The organism is Streptomyces sp. SPB074 (genome assembly GCF_000154905.1).
In the GTDB taxonomy this organism is placed as follows: Bacteria; Actinomycetota; Actinomycetes; order Streptomycetales; family Streptomycetaceae; genus Streptomyces.
This window is the reverse complement of the sequence record NZ_GG770539.1, coordinates 2,655,446-2,673,323: the sequence shown is the minus strand read 5'-3', so window position 1 is coordinate 2,673,323 and position 17,878 is coordinate 2,655,446. Positions and strand designations below refer to the sequence as shown.

At 74.2% G+C, this 17,878-nt stretch carries 20 protein-coding genes and 1 pseudogene; 10 read left to right on the top strand and 11 right to left on the bottom strand.

Features of this window, described 5'->3' with window-relative positions; genetic code table 11:
- The first annotated feature begins 50 nt into the window (after window positions 1-50).
- From SSBG_RS10925 to SSBG_RS34505, 7 genes are all read left to right on the top strand, one after another.
- Entirely contained in the window at window positions 51-749 is a 699-nt protein-coding gene (locus tag SSBG_RS10925) for an HAD family hydrolase (RefSeq protein WP_420790336.1), read from the top strand.
- A 355-nt stretch (window positions 750-1,104) separates the two neighbouring features.
- Window positions 1,105-2,115, top strand: coding sequence for a polyprenyl synthetase family protein (locus SSBG_RS10920; RefSeq protein ID WP_008746211.1), 1,011 nt, complete (start codon window positions 1,105-1,107; stop codon window positions 2,113-2,115).
- Between the two features lie 148 nt (window positions 2,116-2,263).
- The gene (locus SSBG_RS10915; protein ID WP_008746210.1) at window positions 2,264-3,508 is read left to right on the top strand and encodes a LolA family protein; all 1,245 of its coding nucleotides are present in this window, start codon (window positions 2,264-2,266) and stop codon (window positions 3,506-3,508) included.
- Complete coding sequence (locus SSBG_RS10910) at window positions 3,505-4,575, top strand: ABC transporter ATP-binding protein (protein WP_008746209.1); 1,071 nt, start codon at window positions 3,505-3,507, stop codon at window positions 4,573-4,575. The genes SSBG_RS10915 and SSBG_RS10910 overlap by 4 nt, the downstream gene beginning before the upstream one ends.
- Window positions 4,562-5,605, top strand: a complete 1,044-nt coding sequence (locus tag SSBG_RS10905; RefSeq protein ID WP_008746208.1) for an ABC transporter permease — start codon at window positions 4,562-4,564, stop codon at window positions 5,603-5,605. The genes SSBG_RS10910 and SSBG_RS10905 overlap by 14 nt, the downstream gene beginning before the upstream one ends.
- A 91-nt stretch (window positions 5,606-5,696) precedes the next feature.
- Entirely contained in the window at window positions 5,697-6,626 is a 930-nt protein-coding gene (locus SSBG_RS32585) for an acyltransferase family protein (protein ID WP_008746207.1), read from the top strand.
- The gene (locus SSBG_RS34505) at window positions 6,545-6,904 is read left to right on the top strand and encodes a hypothetical protein (protein WP_234010471.1); all 360 of its coding nucleotides are present in this window, start codon (window positions 6,545-6,547) and stop codon (window positions 6,902-6,904) included. Before SSBG_RS32585 ends, SSBG_RS34505 begins: the two co-directional genes overlap by 82 nt.
- A gap of 486 nt (window positions 6,905-7,390) precedes the next feature.
- On the opposite strand, the gene SSBG_RS10890 is transcribed toward SSBG_RS34505, so the two are convergent.
- Together SSBG_RS10890 and SSBG_RS10885 are read right to left on the bottom strand one after the other, a co-directional pair.
- Window positions 7,391-8,149, bottom strand: a complete 759-nt coding sequence (locus SSBG_RS10890; protein WP_008746205.1) for a hypothetical protein — start codon at window positions 8,147-8,149, stop codon at window positions 7,391-7,393.
- 119 nt (window positions 8,150-8,268) lie between these two features.
- Window positions 8,269-8,460 (bottom strand): DUF6381 family protein, encoded by a 192-nt coding sequence (locus SSBG_RS10885; protein WP_037869461.1) that lies wholly within the window; start codon window positions 8,458-8,460, stop codon window positions 8,269-8,271.
- Window positions 8,461-8,704: 244 nt separating this feature from the next.
- On the opposite strand from SSBG_RS10885, the gene SSBG_RS10880 reads away from it, so the two are divergent.
- On the top strand, window positions 8,705-8,968 hold the full coding sequence (locus tag SSBG_RS10880) for a hypothetical protein (protein ID WP_234010465.1): 264 nt from the start codon (window positions 8,705-8,707) through the stop codon (window positions 8,966-8,968).
- On the opposite strand, the gene SSBG_RS10875 is transcribed toward SSBG_RS10880, so the two are convergent.
- The 9 genes and pseudogenes from SSBG_RS10875 to SSBG_RS10830 all read right to left on the bottom strand — a co-directional run bounded on the left by SSBG_RS10875 (window position 8,887) and on the right by SSBG_RS10830 (window position 16,042).
- Complete coding sequence (locus tag SSBG_RS10875; RefSeq protein WP_037869457.1) at window positions 8,887-9,987, bottom strand: Rieske 2Fe-2S domain-containing protein; 1,101 nt, start codon at window positions 9,985-9,987, stop codon at window positions 8,887-8,889. The genes SSBG_RS10880 and SSBG_RS10875 overlap by 82 nt on opposite strands.
- Window positions 9,988-10,153: 166 nt before the next feature.
- Window positions 10,154-10,795 carry a hypothetical protein gene (locus SSBG_RS10870; RefSeq protein ID WP_008746201.1) on the bottom strand — a complete coding sequence of 214 codons (642 nt, stop codon included), beginning with the start codon at window positions 10,793-10,795 and terminating at the stop codon, window positions 10,154-10,156.
- Entirely contained in the window at window positions 10,783-11,241 is a 459-nt protein-coding gene (locus SSBG_RS10865; protein WP_008746200.1) for a GNAT family N-acetyltransferase, read from the bottom strand. Before SSBG_RS10865 ends, SSBG_RS10870 begins: the two co-directional genes overlap by 13 nt.
- A gap of 214 nt (window positions 11,242-11,455) precedes the next feature.
- Entirely contained in the window at window positions 11,456-12,301 is an 846-nt protein-coding gene (locus tag SSBG_RS10860; protein ID WP_008746199.1) for an SDR family oxidoreductase, read from the bottom strand.
- Between the two features lie 740 nt (window positions 12,302-13,041).
- Window positions 13,042-13,722, bottom strand: a complete 681-nt coding sequence (locus tag SSBG_RS10850) for an HAD family hydrolase (RefSeq protein ID WP_008746197.1) — start codon at window positions 13,720-13,722, stop codon at window positions 13,042-13,044.
- Window positions 13,723-13,983: 261 nt separating this feature from the next.
- Window positions 13,984-14,553, bottom strand: a pseudogene (locus SSBG_RS10845) (GNAT family N-acetyltransferase).
- A 94-nt stretch (window positions 14,554-14,647) separates the two neighbouring features.
- A complete protein-coding gene (locus SSBG_RS10840) occupies window positions 14,648-14,893 on the bottom strand; it encodes a DUF397 domain-containing protein (protein WP_008746195.1) in 246 nt (81 codons plus the stop codon).
- 112 nt (window positions 14,894-15,005) lie between these two features.
- Window positions 15,006-15,209 (bottom strand): DUF397 domain-containing protein, encoded by a 204-nt coding sequence (locus SSBG_RS10835; protein WP_008746194.1) that lies wholly within the window; start codon window positions 15,207-15,209, stop codon window positions 15,006-15,008.
- Window positions 15,206-16,042, bottom strand: coding sequence for a helix-turn-helix domain-containing protein (locus tag SSBG_RS10830; protein WP_008746193.1), 837 nt, complete (start codon window positions 16,040-16,042; stop codon window positions 15,206-15,208). The genes SSBG_RS10835 and SSBG_RS10830 overlap by 4 nt, the downstream gene beginning before the upstream one ends.
- A 108-nt stretch (window positions 16,043-16,150) precedes the next feature.
- Here SSBG_RS10830 and SSBG_RS10825 point away from each other — a divergent pair, with 108 nt between their 5' ends.
- Both SSBG_RS10825 and SSBG_RS10820 read left to right on the top strand, forming a co-directional pair.
- On the top strand, window positions 16,151-16,330 hold the full coding sequence (locus SSBG_RS10825; protein ID WP_037869453.1) for a hypothetical protein: 180 nt from the start codon (window positions 16,151-16,153) through the stop codon (window positions 16,328-16,330).
- A 368-nt stretch (window positions 16,331-16,698) separates the two neighbouring features.
- Window positions 16,699-17,878, top strand: a 1,180-nt coding sequence (locus SSBG_RS10820; protein WP_078491266.1) for a methyltransferase domain-containing protein, incomplete at its 3' end; no start/stop codon positions are given.

The following is a 17,878-nucleotide window of genomic DNA, read 5'->3' as shown; positions in this document are numbered from 1 at the left end:
GCGGGACACGGTCACCGCGCGCACGTAGAGCCGCGCTCGCCCGGGCCACCCTGGCGGGCGCGCGGCACATCGTCGTGACCGGCCGCCCCGCCCCCCAGACCCGCGCCCTCCTGCACGCGATCGGCTACCGGGGTCTCGCCGTGTGCGCCCAGGGCGCGCAGGTCTACGACGCGGACTCGGGGCGCCTCGTGCACTCCGTGCGGATGGAGCGCGAGCTGGCCGAGACGGCGCTCGGCAAGATCGAGGCCGAGCTGGGCCAGGTGTACGCGGGGGTCAACCAGGACGGCAGCGACGGGCTCATGCTCATGGAGCCCGGCTTCGTCACCCCGCCGCCGACCCTGCCCTCCGTACGGGTGCGACGGCGCGGCGAACTGTGGTCGCGGCCGATCTGCAAAGTGCTCCTGATGGCGCGGGGCCGCACCGAGGACGAGCTGACGTCCGTGGCGCGCGCGGTCGTCGGCGACCTCGTCAACGTGGTCATGGCGGGCCCGGGCGCCGTCGAGCTCCAGCCGCGCGGCCTCTCGAAGGCGTACGGGCTCGAACGCGCCGCCGCCCTGCTCGGCCGCACGGGCGCCGACACGATCGCCTTCGGGGACATGCCGAACGACATCCCCATGTTCGGCTGGGCCCGGCACGGCGTCGCCATGGCGAACGCGCACGCGGAGCTGCTGGCCGTGGCGGACGAGGTGACGTGCGCCAACACGCAGGACGGGGTCGCGGCGGTCCTGGAGCGCCTGTACGGGGCGTGAGGCGACGGCTCGCGGGGGCGCCGGGCCCTCGGCCGCGCCGGCCGCGCCGACGCCCGGCGGTTCCCGCTCCCGGTTGCCCGTCCGGCCGCCCCGTCCGGCCGTTCCGTGTCCCCCGCGCCCCGCTTCCGGGCCCGCTTCCGGGCCTCCCGAGGGCCCCGTCCCGGTGCCTCGCCCCCTTCGCCGCCCTTTCTGATCATATGAGTTGATCACGAACATACCGGCGTCAGTCGCATACCGCCCCCGCTGGTCGGGCAGGCGCTCTCCGTGATCGAAAGGGGACCGGATACGCTGCCTTGAGAGGCAGCAGCGACACATCGACACACCGTGTGATCGTCAGCAGACAGGAGAACCCTTCGTGACCGTCGTCGGGCCATTTGGGCTGAGCGTGCGGGACCAGGCTCTCGAAGCCGATGTCCAGGCCGGTTTGACGGCTGTCGAGGAAGGCTTGCTGGACGCGACCAAGAGCGGGGTGCCCTTCATCACCGAGGCCGCCCAGCATCTCGTGCTCGCCGGGGGCAAGCGGTTCCGGCCGCTCCTGGTGATGCTCGCGGCGCAGTTCGGCGACCCGGAGGCCCCGGGCGTCGTCCCCTCGGCGGTCGTCGTGGAGCTGACCCATCTCGCGACCCTCTACCACGACGACGTGATGGACGAGGCGACCGTGCGGCGCGGCGTGGAGAGCGCCAACGCCCGCTGGGACAACTCCGTCGCCGTCCTCACCGGCGACTTCCTCTTCTCGCGCGCCTCGCAGATCCTCGCGGGTCTCGGGCCCGAGGCCGTACGCATCCAGGCCGAGGCGTTCGAGCGGCTCGTCACCGGCCAGATCCTGGAGACCGCGGGCCCGCAGGACGGCCGCGACCCGGTCGACCACTACCTCGACGTGCTCAGCGGCAAGACCGGCTCGCTCGTCGCCGTCGCGACGCGCTACGGCGCGATGATGTCCGGCGCCGGCAGCGAGGCCGTGGAGATCCTGACCCAGTACGGGGAACGGCTCGGCGTCGCGTTCCAGCTCGCCGACGACGTCCTCGACATCGCCTCGGACAGCCACGAGTCCGGCAAGACCCCCGGCACCGACCTGCGCGAGGGCATCGCGACGCTGCCCGTGCTGCGCTTGCGCGAGCGCGTCGCGCGGCTCGGGCTGGCGGAGGACGTCGCACTCGACACGCTCCTGCGCGGCGACCTCACCGAGGACGCGAAGCTCGCCGAGGCGGTGGCCCTCATGCGCGCCCACCCCGCGCTCGCCCAGGCCAGCGAGGACGCGGCCCGCTACGCCCACGACGCCCGCGCCACCCTCCAGGCCCTCCCCGACACCCCGGCCCGTACCTCCCTGGCCGACCTCTGCGACGCGGTCGTCCACCGCGTGGGATGACCCGCTCCACCCCACGTCGTAGGGGACAACCCCGAGCCCGTCATCCCAGAGAGGTACGCCGCTTCGGTCCCCAGGACTGACGCTTCGCCGGCCTCGCTCTGGTGTGATGGATATCGACCGCTCCTGCGGGCACCCCCTCGGGGGGAGAATGGCGACGGAGGTGGCAGGGATGACGGCACACGCGGAAGACAGGCGGCCGGAGGACGAGTGGCCGGCGGACACCCGGTACGGGGCGGCCCGGCGCAAGGCGGCCCGGTACGCGGTCCCGGCGGCGGTGGTGGGCGTGACCGCGCTCACGGTGGGCCTCGTGCCCGCCCTCGCGGACAGCGGCGACCCCGACCTGCCCGAGCTGACGGCGCACCAGCTCGTGGCGAAGCTCGCCGCCGCCCACGAGGAGCACTTCTCCGGCACCGTGCGCGTCCGTACGGACCTGGGCCTCCCCGGCATCGGCGGCACCGCCCTCGGCGGCCTCGGCAGCGCCACGAAGGGCGACGGCGAGGACGGCGGCGGCGCCGACCCGCAGGCCAAGCTCGCGGAACTCGCGAACGGCACCCACACGCTGCGCGTCGCCGCCGACGGCCCCGAGCGCCAGCGCCTGTCGATCCTGGAGGACGCGGCCGAGTACAGCGTCATCCGCGACGGCGCGCGCGCCTGGGCCTACGACAGCGCGAGCGACAAGGCCGTCCGCCTCGACGTCCCGCGGGGGCGGCAGCATGGGGAGCGGTCCCCGTACACGGCCCTCACGCCGCATGAGCTCGCCGACCAGGCCCTCAAGGCGGCGGCCCGGGCACACACCTCGGTCCGCGCGGACGGCACCGCGCACGTCGCGGGCCGGGACGCCTACCAGCTCGTCATCGCGCCGAAGCAGTCCGGCTCGACGGTCGAGGCGGTGCGCATCCTGGTGGACGCGAAGACCGGGACCCCGCTGCGGGCCACGCTCACCGCGCGCGAGGGCGGAAAGCCGGTCATCGAGGCCGGGTTCACGAAGGTCAGCTTCACCGCCCCCGAGGCGAAGACCTTCTCCTTCACGCCGCCCAAGGGCACCGAGATCACCGAGCCCAAGAAGCAGCCGCGCGCCGAGCGGCAGGCCGCGCCCGGCCCGGGCGCCCTCAAGGACGCGCTCGCCGGGTCCCGTACGTACGGCGAGGGCTGGACCACCGTCGCGCGCCTGGACCTCCCCGCCGGGACGGGCGGCCTCGCCGCGCCGAAGGCGGGCGGCGGCCAGGCGGGGCAGCTCCTCGACAGCCTCGCCAAGGAGGTCAAGGGCTCCTTCGGCACCGGGCGCCTCTTCTCCACGCGCCTCGTCAACGTCCTGCTCACGGAGGACGGCCACGTCTACGCGGGCGCGGTGACGAAGGACACCCTCGTGAAGGCGGCCGAGTCGGAGAAGTGAGCGCACGACCGACGGAGGCGGCAGAGACCGGGGCCGGGGCGGCGAGCGCGGCCGGTACGGCGGACGGGGCCGGGGCGGTCGCCGCCGCTCCGGCGGCGGGCCCCGCCCGCGCGCCGCTCGGCCCCGGCGTCCCCCTCGTCATCGAGACGGAGGGGCTGACCAAGCGGTACCCGGGCGACCGCCTCGCCGTGGACGGTCTCGACCTGCGGGTCCCCGAGGGCAGCGTCTTCGGCTTCCTCGGGCCCAACGGCTCGGGGAAGACGACGACGATCCGGATGCTCCTCGGGCTCGTCTCGCCGAGCGCGGGCCGCGCGCGCGTGCTCGGCGGCGCGATGCCGGGCGCGGAGCGGCGCGTGCTGCCGCACGTCGGCGCGCTCATCGAGGGCCCCGCCCTTTACGGCTTCCTCTCGGGCCGCGACAACCTGCGCCGCCTCGACGCCGCCGACCCCACCGCCTCCCGCGCCGACCGCGAGCGCCGCGTCACCGAGGCCCTGGACCGCGTCGGGCTCGCCCCCGCCGCGCACCGCAAGGCCCGTACGTACTCGCTCGGCATGAAGCAGCGCCTCGGCCTCGCCGCCGCGCTGCTGCGCCCCCGCCGCCTCCTCGTCCTCGACGAGCCGACCAACGGCCTCGACCCGCAGGGGATGCGCGAGATCCGGGCCCTCGTCCGCGCGCTTGCCGCCGAGGGCACGACGGTCTTCCTCTCCTCGCACCTGCTGGACGAGATCGAGCAGGTCTGCGACCACGTCGCCGTCATGGCGGCGGGCCGCCTGCGCGCCCAGGGCACGGTCGCGGACCTCCTCGCGGCGCGCGCGGCCCGCGTCACGGTGACGACGCCGGACACGGAGGAGGCGGTACGGGTCCTGACGGCGCACGGCCTCGCGGACGTACGCGCCGACGGGCCCGGGCGGCTGAGCGGCGAGCCGCCCGCCGGGCTCGACCCGGCCGCGCTCAACGCGGCGCTGGTCGGCGCGGGCGTGCGGGTGCGGGCTTTCGGGACGGACGCGATGACCCTGGAGGAGAGGTTCGTGGAACTGACGGGCGAGGGCTTCGATGGCGGACGCTGAACGGCCGGGGACCACCGGGGACCGGGAGAGCGGGCGGACCACCGGGGACCGGGGGAGCGCGGAGACCACCAAGGGCCGTGACGGCGCGGGAGCGGGGAGCCCGGCCGCCGGGACGGGCGGCGCGCCTCGTACCGCGTCCGGTGTCGCGCCCCGTTCCGTCGCCGAGGCGCCCGCCGCCCCCTCCCGCGCTTGGTCCCTCCCCGGCTCCGGGCTGCTCGCCGACGAGGTGCGGACGACCTTCCGGCGGGGGCGCACGCTCGCCCTGCTCGGGGTGCTCGCCGCGATCCCCGTGCTCATCGGGATCGCCGTGCGCATCGAGACGGGCGGCGGGGGCGGACTGGACGCCCACGGCGGGGGCGGACCCGCGTTCGCCTCGCAGATCACCAACAACGGCCTCTTCCTGGTCTTCACCGCGCTCGCCGCGACCCTGCCCGTCTTCCTGCCGATGGCGGTCGGGGTCGTCGCGGGAGACGCGATCGCGGGCGAGGCGAGCGCGGGGACCCTGCGGTACCTGCTCGTCGCGCCCGCCGGACGGACGCGGCTCCTCCTCACGAAGTACGGTTCCGTCGCGGTGTTCTGCGTGGCGGCGACCGCCGTCGTGACGCTCGCCGCGCTCCTCACCGGGCTCGCGCTCTTCCCGGCCGGTGACCTCACGACGATCTCCGGCACGCGCATCGGTTTCGGCGAGGGCGTGGGACGCGCGCTGCTCATCGCGCTCGTCGTGGCGGCCTCGCTGCTCGGCCTCGCGGCACTCGGCCTGTTCGTCTCGACGCTGACGAACAGCGGCATCGCCGCGATGGCCACGACGGTCGGGCTCGTCATCACGGTCCAGATCCTCGACGTGATCCCGCAACTCTCCGCGCTCCAGCCGTACTTCTTCTCGCACCACTGGCTCGCCTTCGCCGACCTCGTCCGCGACCCGCTGCTGTGGGACGACGTCGTGAAGAATCTGGGCCTCCAGGCCGTCTACGTGGCCGTCTTCGGCTCGCTGGCGTGGGCACGGCTCGGGACGAAGGACATCACGACCTGAGGGAACCCCCGCGCGGACACCGGAAGTTCACCCGTACCCCCGCCACTCCTCACCGGGCGCTCCCCGGCCGTCGGCAAGGTGTCCCCTTCCGGTGGCCGCACCCCGCCGCCACCCCGGGCCGCAGGAGACCGCCACGATGAAGAGCGCCGCACCGGGCCGCGCCGCACCCGCCCCCACGGCGGACGACCCCGCCGCCGGGCCGGCTCCCGCGCCCGTACCCGGGGCTCCCGCGCCCGGACCGCCTCCCGCGCGCGCCAAGGCCCGGGACCCCTGGTTCGACAACACGCGCTTCGTCGCGGCGACGCTCATCGTGGTGCTGCACACGATCGGCAGCATCATGAGCCGGCACGAGGCGCTGCACGCCTTCAACGTCGCCGCGTGGGCCTTCCGCGTGCCCGCCTTCGTCGTGCTCGCCGGGGTGTTCAGCAGCGCGAGCCCGCTCGACTCCCGCCGCCTGCGCGACCTGCTGCGCACCATCGCGCTGCCCGCGCTCACGTTCAGCCTGCTGTTCTCGCTGGAGTCGTACGCGCTCGGCGGGCCCTCCACGCTCCACCTCGCCCAGCTCCCGTGGACGCTGTGGTTCCTCATGTCGCTGTTCTGCTGGCGGCTGCTGCTGCCGCTGGTGGCGCAGTTGCGGCACCCGCTGCTCGTGACGACGGCGGTGGCGGCCGGGCTCGGGTACGTGGAGGAGTTCGGGCTGCTGTTCTCGGCGAGCCGGACGCTGGTCTACCTGCCGCTCTTCTGGCTCGGCCGGCGCCTCGGCCAGGGGGCGGGCCGGAGTGGCTGGAGAGCCGCTGGAGTCTGCCGGTCGCGGTCGCCGGTGTCGCCGGCGCGGCCCTCGCGGCCTGGCGCTGGCACCGCGACGTCCCCGGCACGTGGCTCTCGATGCGGCACCCGTACGAGGCGGACACCCCGCTGGGCTTGGAGGGCGCCTGGCTCGTGCGCCTGGCGGTCCTCGCGGAGGCGGCGTTCCTGGTCCTGTGCCTGCTGCGCCTGGTCCCGAAGCGCCGCCTGCCCCTGATCTCGGCGCTGGGGGCGGGCGGCTTCACCGTCTACCTCCTGCACCCCCTGATCATCATGCCGCTGCGCGAGAAGGGCCTGATCGCCCGCGCCGACACGACGCTGGAGCTGATCGCCCTCCTCCTGGCGGGCGTCCTGCTCACGGCCCTCCTCGCCTCACCCCCGGTCCGCCGCCTGGTCGACCCCCTGACCACCCCGTCGGCGCGGTGGCTCCTGGCACCGCAGGGGGCGGGCAACACGGCCTCCAGGAGCGGGGGAACGGGCGCGGGACGCCCCTGAGGGGCCGTGACACAGATCCCCCGGCGGCCGCCGGTCCCACCGGCTCACCAGGTGGGGCGGACCGGTCCCTGGGGCGTGATCCGGGCCAGGTCGGCGGCGAGTGCGCCGAAGCGTGCTTCGCCCAGCGCCCGCCGCCATGGCGCGACAGCGGCCCGACCGGCCTCGGCCAGCCCCAGGAGCCGCACGCGGGCGTCGTAAGGATGCGGAAGCCGCACCATGTACCCCTGGTCGACGAGTTCCTTGCCCCACGGGGGCCGTCCCCTGCTTGGTCACCCCCACGCGCTCCCCCGGGGAGGCGGTCGTGCACGAGGTCCACGGCGCCCGTTTCGTCTCCTCCCTCCGGCGGGGCTCAGCGCCGCGCCGGCCGACGGCAGCACCATGAGCCCGCCCTGGAGTAACTGACCGCGCGTCCGGGGTCGGTGGCCGGGTCCCGGACGCGCGCCGTCCGGGCCGGAACCGCGCCCGCCGTCGGTCTCCGGGGACCGCTCACCAGCTTCCGGAGGCGAAGGCCGCCAGGGCGTGCGGGGAGTCGAGGGCGCTCGTCGTGTTGGCGAAGGCGAGGACCAGGGCGGCCAGGGTGAGGACGGCCGTCGCCACCGGGACGAGGCGCGGGGCGCGGCGACGCCACAGGAGCACGGTCGCGGTGGCCGCCGCGAGGACGACGAGCGCCGCCGCGACCGCGAAAACCGCGTGGTAGGTCGCGAAGTCACCGATCATGGCATCGAGTACGGGGGAGTGCGCGCCGCCCGGGTCGGCGGCGAGACGGTCACCGACCTGGGCGAGCGTGGCGTCCCCGGCGCCGAGCATCGGCAGGAGCGAGGAGAAGGGCGCCGCCGCGCCCTGCACGTTCGCCATGAGCGCCACGAGCGCGAAGAGACCGACGCTTCCCGCGCCCACCGTGCCGAGGACGAGCGCCGCCCGGCGCCCCTCCCGGGCCCGCAGCCGCCGCCACAGCATCACGCCGAGCGCCACGGCCACCGCCAGCAGCAGCGCCGAGACGCCCGCCTTGACCACGTGGAACCGGAACCAGAAGTCCACCGTGCCGCGCAGCCCGGCGGGCAGGTCACCGTCCCCCGCGTCCCAGTACGCGGCGAAACCGCGCCGGAAGACGGGGGACACGTTGCCGGTGTTGACGGCGTCCCGCGCGAGCGCGTTCGGCGCGACGAAGAACGCGAGCAGCAGCGCCGCGCCGAGGGCGGAGAGGACTCCGGGACGGCGCAGCGGGGCGAGAGCGCGGAGGTGCATGAACGGGCCTTCGGACGGTACGGGTGGCGGACCACCCCAGCCAAGCGCCCCGGCCTACCCCGCGCGATGCGGCTGCCCGCCGGACCGGGGTGGGGAAAACCCCAGCAGAGGCCGCGTCCCTACTCGATCGGGTAGATGTCCCCGCTGCGCATGTCCCGCTCCTGCTCGCTCAGCGACTCCAGGTGCCGGGCCTTCTGCGCCAGCCGCTCCCGCTCCTTCGGATCGCTCTCGTGCTCCGCGCTGTCGCTCAGCTCGCGCGCCTTCTCCCGCATCGCGTCGAGCCGCTCGCGGGTCTCGTCGAGCTCGCGCATGGCAAGGCTCCTTCCCTGAGGCCGGGGGTCCTGTGGCGCTCGGGTACCCCCCTTCCAGGGGAGCACGCGGGGGCGGGTGCGGCATCCGGAGCGCCTGCGCACGGCAGGACGGGCGGGGAGCGGAGCGCGAGGGCGTGGCGGGACCGGGCCCGTCGCCGGGGACGGACCGGTACCGTGCGCCTCGCATCCGCCCGTCCTCGCCCACCCGCTCCCGGCCCGCCCCCTCTCGGCGTTCCAGAGCTACGTGCCCGAGGACGAACTCGGTCGCATGTCCGCTTTCGACAGCATCGGCGAACGCCTCGCCATCCCCTTCGGCTACCTCCTCACCGCGCTCGCCGCCCACCTGTGCAGCCGGAGCAGCGTCCTGTTCGTGTGTGCGGGTCTCATCCTGCTGGCGACGCTGCTCAACCTCTGCGTACGGGACGCCTACCGCATCACGCGACCCGCCCCCTCACGTGCTTCCGCGTCCCGCGCCGCGACGACCGCCGAGGCCGGCTCGGGTGGGTAGAAGCGCTTGGCCCAGCGGCGGAAGGGGCCGATCGGGCCGTCTCCCTGACCGAGCTTCGGCGGCTGCACGTACTTTTTCGAGTCCCAGATCGGGAAGTCCGCCGCCGTGAACTCGATGTTCGACCGGAAGAGCAGACCTTCGAAGAGCCGTGCCGCCGTCCGGCTCACCGCCTTCGCCACCGGGGACGGAAGGCCGGAAGGCTCCGAGAAGGCGATCCGGTTGCGCTGGCGGAACTGCATCCGGTGCGGGCCGATCGCGGTCGGCAGGATCATCGTGCACATGCGCATCCCCATGCGGGGCGTGTACATGTCGGCGTGCAGGCAGGCGAGCCCGTACCCGCGCACGTCCACGTCCACCGTGAAGTCACCGATGAGCGGGGCGGACTCGGTGGCGCGCATCCTGAGGCGGAAGGTGTCCCCCTCGTACGTCAGGGGCTCCAGGATCTCGGCCTTCTTCCAGCCGTGCAGCGTCGCGAAGTGCCCGTAGTCCACCGAGTTCTCGATGACCTCCTGGGCGTGCCCGGAGAACTCCCAGGCCGCGTACCGGGCGGGGCGGTGGCCCAGTTCGTGCCAGGCGGGGACCGTCCAGTACGGCTCGCGGCCCGCGTGGTGGCGCCAGACGAAGACCGCGCCGTTGGCCTCCAGGACGGGGAGACGGCTGAGCGGCGAGCGGGGCGGCGGGGTGTCGTAGCCCGTGCGCACGCAGCTGCCGTCCGGGCCGAAGGCGAAGGCGTGGAAGGGGCACACGAGGTCGTCGCCGTCGAGCTTCGCCAGCCCGAGATGCGCGCCGAGGTGGGGGCAGTACGGGCGGATCGCGCGCAACTCCCCCGAGCGCAGGCGGTAGAGGACGACGTCCTCGCCCGCGAGGGGCCGGGTGAGGACCTTGCCCGCCGGAAGCTCCTCCGAGAAGGCGAGCGCCGCCCAGCCGTCCGGATACGGCAGCGGTGGCGCCTCGCTCGTCGCGGAGGCGGGGGTGGGGCCTTCGGTGAGGGGGCTTCCGTACGTGCGTGACAGTCCCACGGGATCCCTTCGGGCGAATGCGGAGCGAAATGGTGTGGCTACGTAGCGTGCCAACAGGACAATGCCCGGCCGCCCGCCGTTTGCTCCCGCCCGCCCGATTTTCACCCGAAGGGGGCTCAATGGTCCGCGTGTTGACCTTGCGTTCCCGTTCCCCCGCCGCCCCGCCTCAGCCCAGCTGTTCCCCCCAGGCGTGCCCCGGGTGCACCCGTTCCAGCCACCCCCGCAGCCGCTCCCGCCGCTCCGCGCCGAGCAGCGGCAGCACTCCCGCGAGATCCGCCTCGTCCTTCGGCCGCGCCGCCTTCGCCTTGAAGAGCAGCACCACCTCCGGGATCAGGTACGGGACCCCGTCCGCCGTGTGCGCGACGACCTCCGCGTACGGGAGCCGGATCGCCGGGTCCCGGCGGCAGATCCACGTCCCGCCCTCGTGCGGCTCGCGGAAGACGCCGAGCAGCCAGCGGTCCGTCGCCGGGTCGCGCAACCAGGTCTGGTGCTGACCCGGCAGCGGCCCCGACCCCGGCCACACCCGCCGGTCCCCCACGCCGTCCCCCACGTACTCGGGGAAACGCGCCGCGAGTTCGGCGAACCCCGCCTCGGGCACCGCGGGTTCGAGATCCCCGTGGGGGCGCGAGGGCGGCCCGCCCCTGTACAGGTCGAGCGCCCACCCGGCCGCGACGCACCACGGCACCGCGAGCCCCCGCAGCCGCTCCGCCGCCTGCTCCGGGTGCCACGGCCGCGCCCAGCCCGCGTCGAGCCGCGTCTCGTCCACCGCCACGCCGCCCGGCGGCTCCCGCCCGCTCACGGCCGCCACACGTACCGCACGTCCGGCTCCTTCTCCTCGTTCCGTCGCCCGTCCGTCTCCTCGGCCACGACGAAGCCGTGACGCTCGTAGAAGCGGCGCGCGGGAGCGTTGACCTGGAAGGTCCACAGATCGAGCCCGGCCGGTCGCCGCTCCTTGGCGAGCGCCACGAACCGGTCCCCGAGCCCCCGCCCGCGCGCCTCGGGGGCGAGGTAGAGCTGCTCCAACTCGCCGTCGGAAAGCGCAAGTACGCCCACGAGGTCGCCGCCGCCCCTCTCGGCGACCCACGTCTCCAGCCCGGGCACCACGATGTGCGCGAACCACTCCCGCACCGCGTCGTCCGCGTGCGCCCGCCGCACCCCCGGCAGCGCGGCGGCGAACGACCGCAGCCACACCTCCGCCGCCCCTCGCGCGTCCGGCGCACCGGCCCTGCGCAGCACGATCACGTCCTCGTCCACGGCAGGAACCTTTCAGCGGCCCCGCCCGCCCGCAAGGGGTTTTCCCCGAGGCTGCCCACGGGGGAGGGCTGAACGGTCGTGGAGGGGGCGCCGCAGCTCCCCGCCCGGCGGCGGGGCCGGTCATACGGCCGGAGGCACGGAAAGACAGCCGACGGGCCGCCCGGGACCGCGGGGAAGTCAGTCCTGGACCGGCGTGCCCCAGACCGCGGGGAGGTCAGTCCTGGACCGGCGTGCCCGGGCTGATGTCGTACGCCTTCCGCACGAGGGCCGGACGGGTGCCGTCGTTGACCCGGCGCTCCCACAGGGCGTCCACCTGTTCGCGGGCCTGTGGCTCCATCTCCTCGGGCAGCAGGTTGCGGTAGCGCCGGTCCTCGCCGAGCAGGACCCGCACCGTGCGCTCGAAGACAGGCTCGGGGTCGTACTGCTCGTGCGGGAAGGCCAGTTCGGCGTAGTCGTAGAGGCGGTCGGCGGGGTCGTCGCGCCACTCCTTCCACGTCTCGAACATGGTGTCGTTGAAGCCGGTGAGGAAGGGCCCGGGGTTGATCGTGGCGACCGTGACGCCGAACTCGGCCAGCTCCTGGTCCAGCGCGTCGGCGAACGCCTCCACCGCGTGCTTCGAACCGGCGTAGGCACCGGTGAACGGATCGACGGTGAGTCCGGCGACCGAGGACATGAAGACGATGCGCCCGCTGCGGCGCGCGGCCATCCGGCGGGCGATGCCCTGCGTGAGCAGGACGGGCCCGAAGACGTTGACCTCGAACTGGCGGCGCAGCCGTTCCTCCGGGATGTCGGCGGTGGCGCCGCCTTCGGAGACGCCCGCGTTGTTGAGAAGCACCTCCACGTCCCAGGTCCAGGCGTTCTCGCGGTCGCCGGGGTCGGTGACGTCGAGCTTCTCGACCCGCAGATCGACGCCCCGCTCCCGCGCCTCGGCGCGCACCGCGCTGACCTGGGCGATGATCTCCACGCCCGCGATCACCTGGTGCCCTCCGGCCGCGAGCCGCAGAGCGACCTCCTTGCCGAAGCCGCTGCCCGCACCGGTGATGAGAATGGGTCCCGCCATGGTGGTGACGCCTTTCCTGTGCTGGTGTCCGGCCTGTTCCGGACGCCGGTCCTCGGATGCCCCGCCTCCGCCGCCGTATCCGCGGCCGGCTCGTCTACGGGGCCGCGCCTGCTACGAGGCCGCGGGTGCGGCCTCTGCCGCGGAGGGGGTCCTGCTCACGCGAGCCGCCGACGAGGACCGGCACCCGGCTCGACGCCCCCGAGCCGGGCCCCGTCCCGCCGCACGTGAGCGAGCGGACTGCCACCCGCGTCCGTGGCGGCGACGGCGCCGGAGCGCCGACGCGGTCCGCCTCGGCGATGCCCGCGTCGATGATCCGGCGGGCATCGCCGAGGTCCACCGCGTGTGCGCTGCGCATAAGAAAGACGGTAGGTCCTCACACGTCAGGACGCCTTTCGGGGCGAGCGGGCTCGTCGGCCTCCTCACCGGGGGCGAGCAGGCTGCTCGGCCCCGGGACCGCCTCCGGGAGGTACCCCGCCCACCGAAATGGGTCGGCCCGGAATGCCGGTACGCGTACGGATGCCGGCCGGTCCGCGCGCCGCCGCCCGCGGCTGGGGTCCCACGCGACGCCACCCCGGCGGAGGAGGGCAGGGGCGGCGTCGGGACCGTGCCGGTGCCGGAGGCGGCCGGTCGCGGGACGGGCGGGTGCGGCGGCTCGGCGAGGCCCTGACCGACGTCCGCCGCGTCCGTGGAGCCCGTACGCCGGTCGAGTCCGTCCTGCGCCCTGCGGACGGGTGCGCGCGTCAGACGAAGGGGAGGAGGTCGGTGAGCGAGGCGATCGACGGCACGTCGCCCCGCGTTCCCTCGCGGTCCAGGAAGAGCCCCGCGTACCCCAGCGCCGTCGCGGCCGTGACCAGGGCCGGGGTGTCGCCCACGAAGAGGCAGTGCGCGGGGTCCGGGCCGAGGCCCTCGCTCGCGTGGTGGTACATGCGCGGATCGGGCTTCTCGCAGCCGAGCACGGCCGAGGTCGCGTAGACCTCGAAGTAGCCCCGGATGCCGAGACCTTCATGGAGGCCGGGCAGGTTCGGCCAGGCGTCCGACACCACCGCGAGGCGGACCCCGCGCCGTCTCAGCTCCGTGAGCGTGGGCAGCACGTCCGGATACAGCTCCAGCACCGCCGACGGGGGCACCTCCCGGCGCAGCTCCGCCAGCAGCTCCCCTGTCGCCCCGACCCCGAGCCGGTCGAGCAACACGCGGTGGTACGTGTCGATCTCAGGCGTCCCGGCTGCCTCGCCCGGGAACCGCTCACCCGCCGCGATCGCCTCGGCGAACCGCTCGGCCGGGACCGGCGCCGCGTGCCGCAGGACCGTCTCCTCGAAGTCGGCGCGCGGGTTCCACCGCCCCCCGATGGGCCGCATGAGCACCCCGCCCGAGTCGAACAGGACGGCGCGGATGCCGGGTGCCCGGGTCGCTGAGTCGGTCATCGCGCGCAGGCTACGCGGTCGGTCGCGGGAGTGTCAGGCGCGATTCCGGCGCCCCCGTACGCCCCGCAGGCGCGGGGGAACCCGCCGAGCGCGTGGGCGCATTTGGCGGTCCAGGGCCGCGCAGGAGGCGGTGGCGCCCTCCGCGTCCGTTACGAGACGCGCGACCGGGTGCCGGCCCCCCGGGGTCTGCGGCCGCCGTACCGCGAGGCACGGGCGCGCGGGCTGATGACCCCGTGCCCCCGGCGCCGCGCCCCGCGCCGCCTAGACCTGCCGCCGCTCCCACTGCTCCTTCGTGATCTCGTACCGCACACCGCCGTGCTCGGAACCCTCGACCGCCATCATGTCGTCCGGCGTGGGGATGCTCTACGTGAGCGTCATCCCGAGCTTTTCCATGACGTTGCGCGAAGAGCGGTTCACGGTCATCGTCTCGGCCCAGACCATGCGGACGCCGAGTTCGGCGAACCCCTTCGCCAGGAGCGCCCGCGAGACCTCCGTGGCGTACCCCCGGCCCCAGGCCGCCCGGCGCAGGCGGTAGCCGAGTTCGGCTTCCTCGCGCGGCCCGTCGCGGAGCGGGCGCAGGCAGAACCAGCCGATGAACGCGCCGCCGTCCTTCTCGTGCGCGGCGAAGAGGCCGAGTGCGTGGTCCCAGCGCTCGTAGCCGGCGAGGATGCCGGGGAGGGCGAGGTCGCGGATCTCCTCCGGCGGGGTCGGAGCGCCACCGCTCAGGTAGCGCATCACCGCCGGGTCGCTGTCCAGCTCGATCAACAGGTCCGCGTCGGCGGCGGCGAAGGGACGCAGGGCCAGCCGCTCGGATGCGAGGTAGGAGGTCACGCGGGGATCATGGCCGAGGCGGGTCCGAGGGTCCACGGCATTTCCGGACCGCCTCCGTCTCCCGGACACACCGCGCCCTCCGGGGCAGCGGGCCTCAGCCCACCCCGAACCCTTCGCGCCGCACACTCGCCACGAAGGCGGTGAAAGCGGCGGGGGAGAGGTGGAGATGGGGCCCGGCGGGGTTCTTGGAGTCGCGGACGGGGACGGTGCGGGGGGTATTGGTGGCGACCTCCACACACTGGCCGCCGTTGTTGCTGTACGAGGAGGTGCGCCAGTCTGCCGCCGCCTCCACACAGGCGCCCCCGTTGTTGCTGTACGTGGACTTCCGCCACTCCGCCATTCCGGCCTCCCGCTCGTTGAGTTGAGTCCTGCCGGGAGGTGTGCCCCGCCCCGCACAGCGCGAAGCCCCGTCCCGCGCGAGGCGACGGGGCTTCGGAACGCGGAAGGTTGGCTCAGACGCCGAACTCGCCGCGCTTCACGCCGGAGACGAACCCGGTGAAGGCGGACGTGTGGAGGGCGAGGGAGGGGCCGCCGGGGTTCTTGGAATCACGGACCGGGACGATGCCGTGGGCGGGGACGAGGTTGGTGGCGACCTCGACGCAACTGCCGCCATTGTCGCTGTACGAGGACTTGAACCAGCGGGGCGCGTTACTCACGGGTGTTCCCTTTCAGCCTGTTCGATCAAGGCCACAGTCTCCGCTTGGGAAAGCGATACGGCCTGTGCCTGATGGTAGGCGGTCATGAGCGTGGTGACAGAAGTGATTTCGCGATCAAGGTGCCCCCGCGTCTGCGACTCGACGTAGGAGACGATGCCGCGATCGGGAAGCGTGAGCAGATTGGTGAGCATGTTGAGCGGGCGACGTTCACCTATGGCGAAGGGGGCGATCTGGAGGACGGTGTTGGGGAGGCCCGCGAAGTCGGCCAAGTGGCGCAACTGAGCTTTCATAACTTCCGAGCCGCCGATAGATCGCCGGACACAGCTCTCGTCCAGCACCGCGAAGACCATCGGAGGGCTCTCACGCCGTACGGCCTGCTGGCGTTCGGCGAGGGCGCGGAGACGCTGCTCCGCCAGTTCCGCTGTGATGGCACCGCGCTGAACTGCGGCCTCCGTGAGAGCACGTGCGTACTCCGGTGTCTGGAGGAGCCCAGGGATGACGCCGTTCTCAAAGACCCGGACCTCCACTGCCCGCCCTTCGAGCTTCAGGTACTCGGGGAAGCCCTCCAGCAAGGCCCCGAACGTGATGTTCCGCCACTCGCGCTCGAAGGACCGCTCGGTGTTCGTCAGCCCCAGTGCGGTGTCAAGCGCCACCGAGAAATTGAGTGTTGGTTTCTTCGCGGCGATTTCCACGCCGGACATGTGCGACTCGGCGTACCCCACTCGCTGCGCCACGTCCTTCTGTCGCAGCCCCAACTCCTGCCGTACCTTGCGCAAACGCGCTCCGTAGGCCGCGTAAGGCCCCGCGTCCGGGTTCAACTTCTTGATGTTCAAGGGGCGTTCCCCTCCGCCTTCCACCCGTTGGCACAACGTTGAGTAGTTCTCCACGCTAGGCCACCGTGTACCTCCCCGGTAGCCAAACCGACACGGAGAGGAACCGTCATGTCCCTGTACCTCGTCCACGAACGCCCGCCCGGGTCGCCCGAACCCGTCCTCCCCTGCCGTCTCTGCGAGCGGCTCCGGGCGGAGGAGCGGGCCGCCACCGCCGCCGGGGATCACTCCCGTGCCGTTGACTGCCGCGTCCTCATCGCGCGGCACCCGCACGGATTCTCGCGGCGGTGAACCGCGCGGGTCGGCCGCCCGGGCCTCGGGCGGCGGGGGAGCGGGGCGGGGCCGGGGGCGTTCAACACCCTCACCGCCGCGCGTGCGTTGGATTTCCTCCGGCCGTACGGCGCGAGGCGCTGGCGCGAGGCCGCCCGGCCTGGTCCGTACAGGCGTGCGACGGGTGAACGGGCCGGGTGCGCGTCAACGGGGCCCGGGGCAGGTGGTTCCTCGCCGGTGCCGTGCCCCGGAAGCCCTTTCCGGCGTTTGACTCACATCCCCCACGGGTGCTGTTCAGCCAGAGACAGAGGTGCCGTCATGCCCCCACCCCCGCTCCGTCGCCCCGCCGCGCACGCGTATCCGTACGAGTGTCCGGAGGTCGAGCGGCCATGGTGACGAGCGAGCGGGGCGGCGGCGAGCGGGAGGCGAGGCTGCGGCTCGGGCGGCGGATGAGTGCGGCGGGGGTGCTCGCGCCGGACTGGCGGGCGGCGTACGAGGAGGTGCCGCGCGCCGCGTTCCTGCCGCCGCTGATGTGGCCCTGGGACGCGGAACAGCGCGCGCACGTGGCGGTGTCGCGCAGCAGGGACCCCGGTACGTGGCACGCGTACGCCGGCAGTGACGCGCCGATCGTCACCCAGTGGGATGACGGCGAGCACACGGGGCTGACGCCGGGGCGGCTGGCGACCTCGACGGCGCTGGGCCCGTCCGTCGTCTTCGGGCTGCTCGCCGATCTCCGCCTCGGCGAAGGGGTGGGACGCGTCCTGGAGGTCGGTACGGGGACGGGGTGGACGACCGCGCTGCTCGCGCACCGGCTCAGCGTGCCCGCCGTGACGAGCTTCGAGATCGACGAGTCGGTGGCGGCGCTCGCGCGCCAGCGGCTGCGCCGCTTCGGGCTCACGCCGGAGGTGCGGGTCGGCGACGGCCTGTCCGGGTACACCACCCAGGCCCCGTACGACCGGATCGTGTCGTGCTGCGGGCTGCGCGAGGTCCCGTACGCGTGGATCGAGCAGAGCGCGCCGGGGGCGCTGATCGTGCTGCCGTGGGGGACGCACTTCTGCTCGGCGGACGTGCTCGTGGCGCTGCGCGTGAGCGGGGACGGGCGCTCGGCGAGCGGGCGGTTCCTGCGGCCCCTGGAGTGCACGCGGGCGCGCGGGCAGCGCTGGCGCGGTGGCGCGCGGGCCGAGTACCTGCGCGAGACGGGTGCCAAGGCGCAGCGCTCGTCGGCGTGGATCGGCACGGACATCCTGGACTCGGACCTGCTCGGCAGCGCGCGGTTCGCGCTCGGCCTGCGCGTGCCGCGCTGCGCGACGGCGGTCGCGCCGACGGTGGGGCTCGACGGCAGCCTTCCCGTGTGGTTCCACGACACGGGGGGCACGGGGTCCTGGGCCTGCCTGGTGCTGCGGCCGGACGCGGAGTCGACTGTTCTCCAGTACGGCGAGCGGAAGTTGTGGCTCGAGGTGGAGGCGGCCTACCGGTGGTGGCAGTCGGCGGGGCGCCCCGGGTACGGGGACTTCGGGCTGACGGTGGACGCGGAGGGGGCGCGGGCCTGGCTGGGGGACGCGGGACGGA